Origin of the sequence: Lysinibacillus sp. G4S2 (assembly GCF_030348505.1) — a bacterium.
In the GTDB taxonomy this organism is placed as follows: domain Bacteria; phylum Bacillota; class Bacilli; order Bacillales_A; family Planococcaceae; genus Lysinibacillus.
In genome coordinates, this window is record NZ_JAUCFJ010000002.1 from 3748099 (window position 1) to 3761352 (window position 13254).

A 13254-nucleotide genomic window follows, 5' to 3' on the forward strand; every position below is an offset into this window, starting at 1 on the left:
CCACTTCAAAATCAATACTGTACAATTCTGTTTTCTTAGCAACGAATTTGTTCACAAAACAAAAACAGCTCGCTGGTCAGTTTACCAGCAAGCTGTTCTTCTATTTCACCGCACGGATAAAAATGCGTTCACTTTCATATTCAGGACCTTCATCTGTAAAATCTGCTGTTACTTCTACATGACTAAAGCCAATCGTACGAAGCCATGTCATATATTGCTCAATTGAGAATGTGCGCTGGACATGCTCTTCATCGAAGCGTTCATACAGATTACTTTCAGCATCGCGCACATAAAACGTCATTTGATGAACAATGGAATGGTCAAAATCGCCAGGTTCCGTATGCCATACATAGCTAATATCGCCATCGTCATACGTAAACGGTCCGTCTAAAAAAATATCATTCATTTTATACAAAGAATGTACGTCAAAAAACAGCTGGCCTCCATCACGTAAAGCTTCATAAATACGTTCTAATGTTGAGTAAACTGCTTTTTCCTCTACTACATAATTCAGTGAATCAATAGCAATCGTTACAACGTCAAGCGCCTCAAAGCCTTCTAATTCATCCATCGACATACAATAGAGAGGCACATGTAATCCTGCATCAGCAAAGCGCTCTGCGGCAATTGAGAGCATATCTTCAGATAAATCAATTCCACTCACCTTGTAACCAGCCTGTGCAAACAGTAGGCCAAGCACACCTGTACCACAGCCGATGTCTAAAAGATTTGAGAATTGACTGCTTGGTGCATGCTGTAAAACCCATTCCACATAAAGATTATATGGGATATCGGTTTGTAGCTCATCATACACGTGTGCAAATCTTTCGTAACTACTCACTTAAGCCTCTGGCATGTCTAGTTGCGGTGCATCGCCCCATAGACGCTCTAAGTTATAGTAAGCACGTTCATCTTTATGGAATACATGCGCTACAACATCTCCAAGGTCTACTAGAACCCAGCGAGCTCCATCGAAGCCTTCTACACGACGAATTTCAAACCCCTCTTTTACTGCTACCTCTTGTAATTCACGTGCGATTGCTTGCACTTGGCGATCAGAATTACCATGGGCAATAATAAAGTAATCCGCTAAAAGTGAAATGCCTTGCATATTTAAAACGACAATATCCTCACCGTGTTTGTCGTCAATTGCTTTGTAAGCTGCTTGTAATAAAGTTGAAGTCATCCTTCACTGTCCTCTCTTTTCATCATATCGTTATAACATTCTATAGATAATGGATAAACTGGCTGTTTTGTGTCAATTAAAAATGCCAATGTATGACGCACACAAGCGCTCATCGCTTTATCCAAATTTTTCACTGCTTTTTTTCGCAGACGATCAACCCCATCAAATTTACGATTTGGTTCAATCATATCTGCAACAAAAATTATTTTTTCTAAACGACTCATGCCAACGCGCCCTGTTGTATGAAAACGAATAGCATTTAACATATCCTCATCCGTAATGCCAAATTCACTTTCCGCAATATAAGCACCAACTGGCCCATGCAGTAATTCACTGCCCCAGCCAATTAGGCGAGCATCTAATTGTTCATCACGGACGATTTGCTCCATCCACCCAATATCTGCATATTTCGCAATATCATGAAGAATGGCTGCTGTCTCAGCCTTTTTCTCGTCCTCACCATATAATTTTGCTAATTCAATGGCGGTTTCCATTACGCCAATGGTATGAATATAGCGCTTCTCAGGCATACGTGGCTTAATCGCCGTTAAGTACTGTTCGCGTTCCATAAAGACCTTCCTCCCTTATGAACGTCTCTACCGCTTCTGGCAGTAAAAAAGTAACCGTTCCTCCAGTAGCAAGGCGTTCACGAATCAGTGTGGACGATAAATCGATTTGGGGAGCTTCCACCATTACTATAGGGTACTCTGTTATGGCCTCTGTTCCTGGACGCTTTACTCCTACAAAATGTACAAGCTTCACTAATTCATCAATACAGTACCATGTATGAAGCGAATCAATCATATCGCCACCAATGATAAAGTAAAATTTCACATTAGGTTCTCTGCTACACATCGAAGTAAGTGTCTTATATGAATAGGATACGCCACCCTTCTCTACCTCATACGACTCCACAGAAAAATGCGGATATGGACTTATTGCACGCTTTACCATTTCAAGGCGCTCCACGACGCTCGCATCATTACGTGCAAATTTGTGTGGTGGTAACGCATTTGGCATAAAGCGAATTTCATCTAAATCTAATGCATGAAGTACTTCATTAGCCATCATTAAATGTCCATTATGTGGTGGATTAAATGTGCCTCCCAGTAAACCGATCTTTTTCATCGTCTCACCTTATTTCGCTGCTTTTGGTAATACAATCTTTTTATGATTGCGTGATTCTTTATATAAAACAACTGTCAGTCCAATTAATTGCACTAGCTCTGCATGGGCACCCTTTGCAAGTGCTTCTGCCACTTCATGCTTGTCCTCCTCACAGTTATCTAAAATACGTACCTTAATCAGCTCTCGTACTTCTAATGCTTCACGAATTTGCTTTGTCATTTCGTCATTAACGCCGCCTTTTCCTACTTGGAAAATTGGTGTTAAATGATGTGCTTCTGCACGTAAAAAACGTTTTTGTTTACCTGTTAACATAAAAATTAATATCCTCCTAATTGCGCCTTCAATTGCGCAATCATTGAATTTGTATTTGGGTATTCATCAAGCCAGTGCTCAAAAGCAATAGCCCCTTGATGAACGAACATACCAAGACCCGTAACGACGGTTGCTCCTTTTTCTTCAGCCGCTAATAAAAAAGGCGTCATTAATGGATTATACACAATATCGGCAACAATTGCGCCTTTTGTAAGTCGTTCCAGTGAAAATGGCATTGAAAAATTGCCCGTAGCAAGTCCAGCTGAAGTCATTTGCACTAAAATGCCGAAATCAGCTAATGTTTCCTCAGCCTTCGTTAAAGAAATAGCTTTACCTATCCCCATTTCATCGACAATTGCTTGAGCATTTGCCACTGTGCGATTTGCAATCGTTAAATTCGTGTAACCTTGCTGCTGCATGGCAAAGGCAATACCACGAGCAGCACCGCCCGCACCGATAAGAAGGACTGGCTTATTTTTATGTAACTTGCCAACCGCTTCTTCTAGTGAACGAACAAAACCAACACCGTCTGTATTGTAGCCTTTTAATTTTCCTTCTTTTGTTCGGACAACCGTATTGACAGCTCCCATTTTTTCTGCCAACTCATCTAGCTCATCTAAATAAGGAATGATCGCTGTTTTATGTGGGATTGTAATGTTCCAGCCACTTGCACCTAATGTTTTCAAGCCAACAACTGCTGACTCCAAATTTTCAGAAGATACGTGCACCGGAATATACGTCGCATCTATCGACAGTTCCTCGAACCAAGCATTATGCATTGCTGGTGATTTTGAGTGCTCAATCGGATCTCCAATAACTGCAAACCATTTCTTCATTTCCTCGTCCCTCTTCTCTACTAATACATCCTAAATAAGTGATGGGCGAATTGAAACTTGTACACCTTTTGGGGCATAAGCTGCTACGACTACATTTGCATGCTGCACAGTAATCCATCCAAGACCAGAGAATACTACGTCTGTTTTTGCTTCTTTGATGGAGAACTCATGGCGCACTAATGGCGGTAGCTGTTCAATAAACTCGGCAGTTGGAGGTGCAAGTAATTCACCCTTATGCTCTGCATATAATGTATCTGCCTTCTCAAGCTTTGTACGGTGAATTGGTAAGTCATTTGCCACATGTACCGTAAATGCCGATCGCTCTCCTTGAATAAAATCAAAACGTGCAAGTGCGCCAATAAATAGCGTTTGTCCAGCATTTTGCTGATAAACTTTCGGCTTTATTTCTTTTTTAGGCATAATATATTTTAATTCGCTAGCGTCAATATGGTGTGCCATCTGATGATGATTAATAATTCCTGGTGTGTCATATAATGCACTACCATCATCTAATGGAATTTCAATCATATCTAAAGTAGTACCTGGGAAGTGAGAAGTTGTAATAACCTCACCTTCACCTGTAGCCTGCTTGATAATACGATTAATGAACGTGGATTTCCCAACATTTGTACAACCTACAACGTAAACATTTTGTCCATTACGGTACTCATCAATGGCTTCCATTGCTTCAGCCATTCCTTTACCTTTATGGGCACTCACTAAAAGTACATCGACAGGTTGTAGACCAAGAGCCTTTGCTTCACGTTTTAGCCAATTAATCACTTTTTTCGGTTTCACAGATTTCGGTAATAAATCAGCTTTATTCGCGATTAATAACACAGGATTTTTCCCAACGAAACGGTGAAGTCCTGGTAACCAGCTCCCATTGAAGTCAAAAATATCAACAATTTTCACGATTAAGCCTTGCTGTGTTCCAAGACCGTTTAATATGCGTAAAAAGTCGTCATCTGTTAATGACACTGGTTGAATTTCATTATAATTTTTCAAACGGAAGCAACGTTGGCAAATGACCACGTCTTTTTCTAATGATGATGGGGGTGCATACCCAACTGCTGTTTTCTCTTCTGTTTGAATTGTTGTACCACAGCCAATACAATTTGGCATTTCGTTCATTCTTTTTCCTCCCAAGTAATGATTCCTTTTCGTTTTAAATCATTGAATACACGGCGTTCAATGAATCGATTGAATTTTGTTACGAATCCATCTGATTGCGCAACTGGTTTTACTAGTACCGTGTGTAAGCCTAAGCGATTTGCGCCCATTACATCCGTTAATAGTTGGTCTCCTACCATAACTACTTCCTGTGGTCGTAGCCCTAATTGAATAACTGCACTATAAAAGGCGTTACGAAGTGGCTTTCTAGCCTTATGAATATACGGGATACCTAGTGGATCGGCAAAATGCTTTACACGCTCTTCTTTGTTATTCGACGCAATAATAACACGAATACCTGATTCTTTCATAATACGAAGCCAAATAATAAGCTCTTCCGTTGCATCTGCACGGTCCCATTCCACAAGCGTATTATCTAAATCCGTAATGATTCCTTTAATACCTAAGTCTTTAAGCTTTTCAGGTGTAATTTCAAAAATACTCGTTACAAATTCATCTGGTAATAAAAAATTATACAAAATAGCGACCCCTAATCTAAACGTATTATTCGACCATTATAGCATATTTGCGAAGGCTTCACCCATTCGAATTGGGCTTCCTTGCACAACATTATCCGTAAAGTCTACTGCATCCTTTTCAAATAACATGACTACTGTTGAGCCGAATGAAAAATATCCAACTTCTTCACCCTTACGCCATTGTGTTGTGGTATTAGTGAGTATGATTGAGTTAACAAAAGTAGCCCCAACTTTAATAAACGCTACCTGTTGATCATTTGCCACTTTCAGCTCCGTTACTGCACGATAATTGTGTGAAATTGGTTTTTTGCCGTATGAAAGACCGAGCTGATTAACAGGATAGGATTTTTGACCAAGCGTATATTGTCTTAGTACTTGCCCATCAATTGGGCTATGAATACGGTGATAATCTGCAGGACTCAAGTAAAACACGATAAAATGACCATCTGTATATTGCGCAGCACGCTCTGTATTGCCAAGTAAATCTTGTAATGCATAAGGCTTACCCTTTACAAGAAACGTCATATCCCATTCGATACGTCCAAATGATTCCACTTTCGCATCCACTGGACTAACAAAGGTAGTGGGATTTTGTTCAATTGGACGTGCATCTTCTAATAGCTCTCTTGTAAAAAAATCATGTAAACTTGAAAATTGTTGTCGGTTTTTTGAAACCTCTTCAAGCTTAATATCGTATACCTTCATATAACTAGGGATAATACGTTTACTCCACTTTGCTTTTGCAATAGTTTGCAAAAGATGGGAGGACTGCTTGCCATTGGTTAATTCAATCAAGCGTTGATATATTTTTTCTTTCATAAAACAAAACCCCTATCGATTAATTTAGACTGTCAATTTTTTCGCATTCGAAGTATAATGGTACAATATCTTAAGTGCAAAGGAGTGATCCCCCTTGTTTTTTTATCACAAGTTGGTGGATACCACGGTTAAGAAAATGAAATCGCAAGCAGCAAACTTTATTACAATCAGCAATATGTCCTTTGGTGGCGCGGCCATAATGGCTACACTACATGAATATTATAGCTACAGTGTCTTGTTTATCTTTATTGCAGCCCTTCTTGATCGCTATGATGGAAAGGTAGCTAGAGCTCTCGGACAAGTGTCTGATTTAGGTAAACAATTAGACTCTATGAGTGATATTATATCATTTGGTGTGGCACCTGCATTATTAATGTACAAAGTTGTCTTAGTTGACTTTGGTTTTGTCGGCATGACAATGACAGTACTGTATATCGTCTGTGGTGCAATGAGATTAGCTCGCTTCAATATTAGTGAAGCAAACGGCTATTTCACAGGGTTACCAATCACAGCGGCAGGTACGCTCTTAACTTTAACGTATTTTGCATCTAATACGTTCCACCCAGCATTTTATCTTTTCCTATTTCCAATACTAGCATTACTAATGATTAGTACATTTACGTTAAAAAAAGTGTAACAGCGCATTTGCTGTTGCACTTTTTTTCATTTAACGCAGTTTCTTTACATATACTGTCGAAAAATGGGGAAAGGATGAAATCATTCAATGAGCGGAATTTTTACATCTATGTTGCAGTTATGGCTTGAGATCCCGGCATTACTTGGTTATTTAAAGGGGCAAACATTCCATAAACCCTTTTCAAAAGAAGAGGAAGCTGCTTGTATTGAACGATTTTTAGGCGGTGATGAGCAAGCGCGTCTTGATTTAATTGAGCGCAATATGCGACTCGTTGCACATGTTGTAAAAAAATTTCACCCAAAACATGAACAACTAGACGATTATATTTCCATTGGTACTATAGGACTTATGAAAGCCGTAGAAAGTTACACTCCTGACAAAAAAACACGCCTTGCCACTTACGCTGCCCGCTGTATCGAAAATGAAATTTTAATGCATCTGCGTACTCAGAAAAAAGTGCAAAAAGATGTTTCCTTATTCGAGCCAATCGGTACAGATAAAGATGGTAATGCTCTGCAAATCCGGGATCTCTTACAATGCGATGAAGAGAGCGCAACAGAAAAAATTGAACATAAAGAACACGTTGCACAACTATATCATTATTTGCATATGCTTGATGATCGTGAACTCGAAATAGTAACCCTTCGCTATGGTTTAAATCAACATGACGCCCTTACGCAAAAAGAAATTGCTGCACGTTTAAATATTTCTCGTAGTTATGTATCTCGCATTGAAAAGCGAGCGCTTATTAAACTTTATCAATTATATAAACGAGATCAAAAGTCTATTGAGTAATATAGTTTAAATTGATAATTGTAAAATTTCAATAAATCCATTCCATTTATCTGCAATTAATCTTGTATTTTTTGTTACAAAAGTAACCTAATAATGAATTCTTGCCCAAAGAAAACGTAGATCTTTATTAGGTACGGCGCTACGAAGTTATAAAAAAGCTCCCTCGCGACATTTACATGTCACAAGAGAGCTTTTTCCTCAATGAAATTCTACAGATTCTGAAAGTTCTGCTGAAATAAGTGTACCGAGTAACGTCGTTATAATGACTACACCTGCTGTTAAAAATAGCATCATGAATGCCTCCCATCCAAATATGAAGAGATTTAAGTAAGAACAGTTTAGCATTAGTAAGACTTTTAAACTGTGATGTTCCTCACACTACAGACCACTCATTTTGACCATTCTGTGTACTTTAATCCTATATTAATGGGCGATTGGTGAAACTAATAATCAGCGGGGGATAAAAAAACTCCCCCACTGATTAAAGTTTAACTTTATAACGTTTCAATAGCTTTTAGTACAATTTGCGTCGAATGCTTTGCAGCTACTGGTAAAAACTCGTCGAAGCTAATATTCGATTCTTTTCCAGCAATATCTGATAATGCACGAATAACAACAAACGGAGTACCAAATTGATAGCAAACTTGTGCAACAGCTGCTGCTTCCATCTCAACTGCCTTCATTTGTGGGAAATGCTGACGGACAGCTTCTACACGAACAGGATCATTCATAAAAGCATCTCCTGAGCAAATTAAACCAATACCATATTGGTGTTCTCCAACTGCCTTTACTGCCTCTTCAGCCACTTTCATAAGTCTTTCATCTGATTTGTAAGCTGCTGGCATACCAGCCATCTGACCAATTTCATAACCGAAAATCGTTACATCTACATCATGATGACGGACTTCATCTGAAATAACAACTGCTCCTACTTCAAGTGTTTCGTCATAACCTCCGGCAGAGCCCGTATTAATGACTACATCAGGCTTAAATTCATGTAATAGAATGGTAGTTGACATTGCAGCATTCACTTTACCAATACCACTTTTTAATAAAACTACCTCTTTCCCTTCATAAGTTCCAGTTGTATATTCACTGCCTGCGATTGTTGTGCTTTTTGCATTGTCTAATGCTGCTCGTAAAAGCTCTACTTCCTCTTCCATTGCGCCGATTACTGCGATTTTCATGTCTATGTTACTTCCCTTCTTTATTCAACTCTTCTAATCATTTATGCCTCGCCATAACCCGCGTCAGGAGGCTTTAGGCCAACAGATGTCTTTCTGCGCGAAAGCGTAGCGTCAGCGGCAAATGTTTTTTGTGCGAAAGCGTAGCGACAGCGGCAAATGTGCTACCGTAGCGACAGCAACACAATGTTTTTTGCGCAAAAGTGAAGTGCGCTTTCGTACAGAAAAATTGCCACAGGACGTGGCGTTCTTAGATAGAGTTCCTCTATTTCAGAGGATGTTTTGACACCCGCTAGTTAAAAATAATCAAAAGAGTTATTTTCGTCAATAGGCACCGTTTAATGTATTTAGTTGCTCAAGTTTTATTGGTAACCAACCTTCATTGTCGACCCATTCCATGCTAACGCGATACATTTTTGTCTTATCATTCGTTGACACTGTTGCAATAGCCGAACTAGCGCTACCGTTATTCCCCATACGCCAGATAATCATATTGTCCTTTTCGATGCCTGTAACGGCTGTAACTGTTGCTACCTTTTCAGCCCAGTCTATTGATTTATCATCGTAAGAAGACACATGCTGACCTGATTGTGCTGTAGCTGTAGGTTGCCAATTTTTATTTGTTATGACCTTGTCAACAATTGGGTTGTCTGAAGTAGTTTCATTAATAGCATCCTGTTCAGACGTTTGTTTTTCTTCTGTAGGCTTTTCCTTTGCAGGTTTTTCCTCTTTAGCTGTAACATCATTACTTTGCTCTTTAGAAGGCTCTTCCTTCACATCCTCGTTATCTTTCTTCTGCTCTTGTCTTGGCTCGTCTTTCGCGACATCATCCTGCCATTTAAACACATATGTTGCTGTTATAATAATTAATATCACGACAATACCAATTAAAACATTCAAAAGTTTATCTAGCTTTTTATTACGAGATGGCTGCAAATGACGACTGCTTCTAGTTTGTCGTTCACTCATGAAGTTTCCCCCTCTCTAGCAAATATTCTATCAAGTTCAACAGCACTTGCAAAATAATTGTGCCCATGTTTTTAATCATAACAAAAATAAAGCTTTTTCGGCTTATTTTCTAATAGATTTTGTCCGTTGATTGAATCAAGATAAAAGCAGCTAGCTCTCCTTAAAAAGATAAGCTAACTGCTTGTACAAAATTATTTGATTGAAATAATTTTAACTTTCATTTCGCCACCAGGTGTTTGTACGACAACCTCTTCGCCTTCAGCACGACCTAGCAAGCCTTTAGCAATTGGTGATTCATTAGAAATGCGGAATTCCATTGGATCTGCCTCAGCCGAACCAACAATCGTATACGATTCCTCATCCGTTGATGGTTTGCCATTAATAATTTCTACGAATGTAACCGTTTTCCCTAGTGATACAACACTGTTGTCTGTTTCATCCTCAGAAATAATTACTGCGTTACGAATCATTGATTTTAACGTGGAAATACGACCTTCTAAAAAGGCTTGTTCTTCTTTAGCTGAATCATACTCAGCGTTTTCAGAAAGATCTCCGAAGTCGCGAGCGATTTTAATACGTTCCACAATTTCTTTACGTGTTTCTGTTTCTAATTTTACTAATTCTTCTTCTAATTTTCTTTTACCTTCAGCTGTCATTGGGTATTGTTTTTCGTTTGCCAAAGTCCTTCACTCCTTATTTCATCAATACAAAAACATAAAACTCGACCAAATGCCATGTGTGATGCATTTAATCGAATTTTATTGTTTTTAATCGGTTTCAAAATGCTCTTTGACCTAATAGTATGCATGCTTTTCAGAAATATGCAATGATTCGCATGAAAATATTGTCAATACCACTCTATCTTATTACAATACGTTGTCAGTTTCAAGAATAGTTTTAATTTTAGTGACCATCAAATCAATCGCAACTTCATTATCCCCGCCCTCGGGAATAATAATATCAGCATAACGTTTCGTAGGCTCAATAAATAAATTATGCATTGGACGCACTGCCGTTAAATATTGTTCGATTACAGAATCTGTTGTACGCCCACGCTCTTTTATATCGCGCATTATACGACGAATAATACGTAGATCTGAATCTGTATCTACAAATAATTTAATGTCCATTAGATCACGTAAATCCGCATCCTCTAACACTAAAATACCTTCTAATATAATAACATCTACAGGTTCAACATGAACAACTTCTTTTGCTCTTGTATGCTCTACATAATCATATACAGGCTTTTCAATTGGTTGACGAACCAATAATTTTTTTATGTGTTCAATTAACAAATCATTATCAAACGCTAAAGGATGGTCATAGTTTGTACCTAGACGCTCCTCAAACGTTAAATGACTTTGATCTTTATAATAAAAATCTTGTTCAATTACAACTACTGAATGATCGCGGAAAACATCATAAATAGCACGGGTCACACTCGTTTTTCCTGAGCATGAGCCACCAGCGATTCCGATGACGACTGGACGCTTCACTGCCATTAATTATTCTCCTTTCGCATCATGTTATGCGGTTTTAATGGTATATCGCATTTAAATTTTACAATTTGTAGTGGATGACGAGCAGCATCTAAGCTATTTCCATCCTCATCCCAAATTTCACCCATTGTAAAACGGAAGTTTTCGATTTCTGGTCCAAAAAATTCTACCTCATCACCAGGTTTAAAATAGTTACGTTGTTGCATTGTAACCATTTTCGTTTCTGGGTCATGCTCTAAAATTAAACCAGCAAACTCATAAGTCGTTTTACGGCCATGTATACCAAACATTTGCTCTTCGTGACCAGGGGCATCGTGGAAGAATGCTTCCGCAGTATCACGGTTAGCACATTTATCTAATTCCTCAAGCCATTCACGTTTAATCTTGAAATTGTCAGGGTCAGCACAATAAGCATCAATCACTTTGCGGTACACTGAAACAACTGTCGCAACATAGTGAATTGATTTCATACGACCTTCTACCTTCAATGAATCAATTCCAAGTTCAATCATATGTGGAATTGCTTCAATTAGCTTTAAGTCTTTTGGACTCATCGCAAAAGGTGCGTGATTATCATCGAAAAGCGCCTTTTCTTCGCCATCTTCTAGCTCATATAAATCATAGTCCCAGCGACAAGATTGACAGCAACCACCACGGTTAGAGTCACGAGCAGTCATATGATTCGAAAGAACACAGCGACCAGAATAAGCGATACACATTGCTCCATGAACGAATGCTTCGATTTCAATGTCGACTTTTTCCTTCATCAGCTTCATTTCTTCGCCGCCTACTTCACGGGCTAATACTACACGATGTAAGCCTTCTTCTTTCCAATACTGCACTGCCTTCCAGTTTGATAAAGATTGCTGTGTAGAAAGGTGAATTTCAAGCTTCGGTGCAGCTGTACGACATGTTTCGATGATAAGAGGATCCGCTACAATAATGCCTGTAACACCCGCAGATTCAATATCTTTTAAATATTGCTCTAAGCCGTCCATATTTTCATTGTGAGCGAAAATATTTGTCGTAACATAGATTTTAGCACTGTATTTATTGGCGAATTCAACACCTTCGCGCATTTCCTCAATCGAGAAGTTATCTGCGTTTGAACGTAGACCGAACTCTTGTCCACCGATAAATACAGCATCTGCACCATAATGAACTGCAACTTTTAATTTTTCTAAACTACCTGCAGGGGCAAGTAGCTCTGGTTTTTTTGTAATGACACGTTTACCGTCGATAATCTCACGGATTTTGTCATTTTGTTCTAATGCTAATGCCATGTTCTTGCCACCTCCTAGTAAACTGTTTCCTTGAAGATAAAGCCAGTATCAAGAGGTCTGATGGCAGGCTGAATGTCTTCAATTTTTGCTAATAAATCATCTTTAATATCTTCATACGCATCTTCTGATTCGTCAAAATATGTGTCAATTGCTTGACGATAAGCTGCCGTTACTGTGACCACATACTCTGGTGTTTGAAGAACACCCTCAATTTTCAATGCATCAATGCTACCTTCGAATAACTCGCCAAGCTCATCAATAATGCACATATCGTTTGGACTGAAAATATGCGTACCGTTAGCGTCCTCGTAAATTGGATATTTATTATTACGTTCATCATCATGAAGGAACATATGACGATTTTCCTTACGATTTTCAATTTCCATTACTTTATCCCGATATAAGAAATAATGGCCTAGTAATGGACGTTTTGATTGGAACATACATGTCATTCCATGTACTTGAACCTCAATCTCAACTTCTGCATTTTCTTTGATTTCTAGCACTTCATCTAAAGAAAGCTCACGTGAAAGCACTGCGCGAGTTGCTCCGCGTTTCCCCCAATAATTTGCCGTAAACCAGTTCGTTGCAGTCGTTTCTGGATTCCAGTGTAACGGTATTGTTACACCTTGCTCACGACGGATAATTATTACTGCTGGATCACCGTAAATTAAACGATCAACGCCAATACGTTGCATTTCTTTTAAATACTCGGCAAGCGCATCCATTTTTTCATTATGGAATAACGCATTTACCGCAACATAAACTTTTTTACCCGCTGCATGAATCAGCTTTGTTGCTTCTTCCACTTCACAAACAGAAAATTCCCCTGCTAGGCGAAGACCAAATTGTTGTTCACCAATGACAAAAGCATCTGCTCCAGCCTTTAAAAGTGCTTTTACATGGTCCACTGATTGCGGTGTAACAAGCAATTCAGGTTTTTTCATAATA

General features: G+C 38.8%; 17 protein-coding genes. 2 read left to right on the plus strand and 15 right to left on the minus strand.

Features of this window, described 5'->3' with window-relative positions:
• Positions 1-100: 100 nt before the first annotated feature.
• From QUF91_RS19130 to QUF91_RS19170, 9 genes are read right to left on the minus strand one after another with little or no spacing between them, the layout of a single operon-like run.
• Positions 101-841 (minus strand): class I SAM-dependent DNA methyltransferase, encoded by a 741-nt coding sequence (locus QUF91_RS19130; RefSeq protein ID WP_289419063.1) that lies wholly within the window; start codon positions 839-841, stop codon positions 101-103.
• Entirely contained in the window at positions 842-1186 is a 345-nt protein-coding gene (gene rsfS, locus QUF91_RS19135) for a ribosome silencing factor (protein ID WP_285395120.1), read from the minus strand. It abuts the gene before it with no gap.
• On the minus strand, positions 1183-1755 hold the full coding sequence (yqeK, locus tag QUF91_RS19140; RefSeq protein WP_289419064.1) for a bis(5'-nucleosyl)-tetraphosphatase (symmetrical) YqeK: 573 nt from the start codon (positions 1753-1755) through the stop codon (positions 1183-1185). The genes rsfS and yqeK overlap by 4 nt, the downstream gene beginning before the upstream one ends.
• The gene (locus QUF91_RS19145) at positions 1724-2314 is read right to left on the minus strand and encodes a nicotinate-nucleotide adenylyltransferase (RefSeq protein WP_289419065.1); all 591 of its coding nucleotides are present in this window, start codon (positions 2312-2314) and stop codon (positions 1724-1726) included. The genes yqeK and QUF91_RS19145 overlap by 32 nt, the downstream gene beginning before the upstream one ends.
• Before the next feature lie 9 nt (positions 2315-2323).
• Positions 2324-2626, minus strand: a complete 303-nt coding sequence (gene yhbY / locus QUF91_RS19150; RefSeq protein ID WP_068983686.1) for a ribosome assembly RNA-binding protein YhbY — start codon at positions 2624-2626, stop codon at positions 2324-2326.
• Positions 2627-2631: 5 nt separating this feature from the next.
• Positions 2632-3462: a shikimate dehydrogenase gene (gene aroE, locus QUF91_RS19155; protein ID WP_289419066.1), complete on the minus strand. Its 831-nt coding sequence runs from the start codon at positions 3460-3462 to the stop codon at positions 2632-2634.
• A 30-nt stretch (positions 3463-3492) separates the two neighbouring features.
• The gene (gene yqeH, locus QUF91_RS19160; RefSeq protein ID WP_285395126.1) at positions 3493-4596 is read right to left on the minus strand and encodes a ribosome biogenesis GTPase YqeH; all 1104 of its coding nucleotides are present in this window, start codon (positions 4594-4596) and stop codon (positions 3493-3495) included.
• Positions 4593-5114 carry a YqeG family HAD IIIA-type phosphatase gene (locus tag QUF91_RS19165; RefSeq protein WP_285395127.1) on the minus strand — a complete coding sequence of 174 codons (522 nt, stop codon included), beginning with the start codon at positions 5112-5114 and terminating at the stop codon, positions 4593-4595. The genes yqeH and QUF91_RS19165 overlap by 4 nt, the downstream gene beginning before the upstream one ends.
• 36 nt (positions 5115-5150) lie before the next feature.
• Entirely contained in the window at positions 5151-5933 is a 783-nt protein-coding gene (locus QUF91_RS19170) for a phosphatidylserine decarboxylase (protein ID WP_285395128.1), read from the minus strand.
• 136 nt (positions 5934-6069) lie between these two features.
• On the opposite strand from QUF91_RS19170, the gene pssA reads away from it, so the two are divergent.
• Positions 6070-6570, plus strand: a complete 501-nt coding sequence (gene pssA, locus QUF91_RS19175) for a CDP-diacylglycerol--serine O-phosphatidyltransferase (RefSeq protein WP_285395129.1) — start codon at positions 6070-6072, stop codon at positions 6568-6570.
• A gap of 87 nt (positions 6571-6657) precedes the next feature.
• Entirely contained in the window at positions 6658-7365 is a 708-nt protein-coding gene (sigK, locus tag QUF91_RS19180) for an RNA polymerase sporulation sigma factor SigK (protein ID WP_285395130.1), read from the plus strand.
• Positions 7366-7859: 494 nt separating this feature from the next.
• On the opposite strand, the gene mtnN is transcribed toward sigK, so the two are convergent.
• From mtnN to QUF91_RS19210, 6 genes are all read right to left on the minus strand, one after another.
• Positions 7860-8552 (minus strand): 5'-methylthioadenosine/S-adenosylhomocysteine nucleosidase, encoded by a 693-nt coding sequence (gene mtnN / locus QUF91_RS19185; protein ID WP_285395131.1) that lies wholly within the window; start codon positions 8550-8552, stop codon positions 7860-7862.
• 321 nt (positions 8553-8873) lie between these two features.
• On the minus strand, positions 8874-9518 hold the full coding sequence (locus QUF91_RS19190) for a YrrS family protein (protein ID WP_289419067.1): 645 nt from the start codon (positions 9516-9518) through the stop codon (positions 8874-8876).
• Positions 9519-9709: 191 nt separating this feature from the next.
• Positions 9710-10198, minus strand: coding sequence for a transcription elongation factor GreA (greA, locus tag QUF91_RS19195; RefSeq protein WP_068983694.1), 489 nt, complete (start codon positions 10196-10198; stop codon positions 9710-9712).
• Between the two features lie 186 nt (positions 10199-10384).
• A complete protein-coding gene (gene udk, locus QUF91_RS19200) occupies positions 10385-11023 on the minus strand; it encodes a uridine kinase (RefSeq protein WP_285395134.1) in 639 nt (212 codons plus the stop codon).
• Positions 11023-12303: a peptidase U32 family protein gene (locus QUF91_RS19205; RefSeq protein ID WP_285395135.1), complete on the minus strand. Its 1281-nt coding sequence runs from the start codon at positions 12301-12303 to the stop codon at positions 11023-11025. The genes udk and QUF91_RS19205 overlap by 1 nt, the downstream gene beginning before the upstream one ends.
• A gap of 14 nt (positions 12304-12317) precedes the next feature.
• Positions 12318-13250, minus strand: a complete 933-nt coding sequence (locus QUF91_RS19210) for a peptidase U32 family protein (RefSeq protein WP_285395136.1) — start codon at positions 13248-13250, stop codon at positions 12318-12320.
• Positions 13251-13254: the final 4 nt, after the last annotated feature.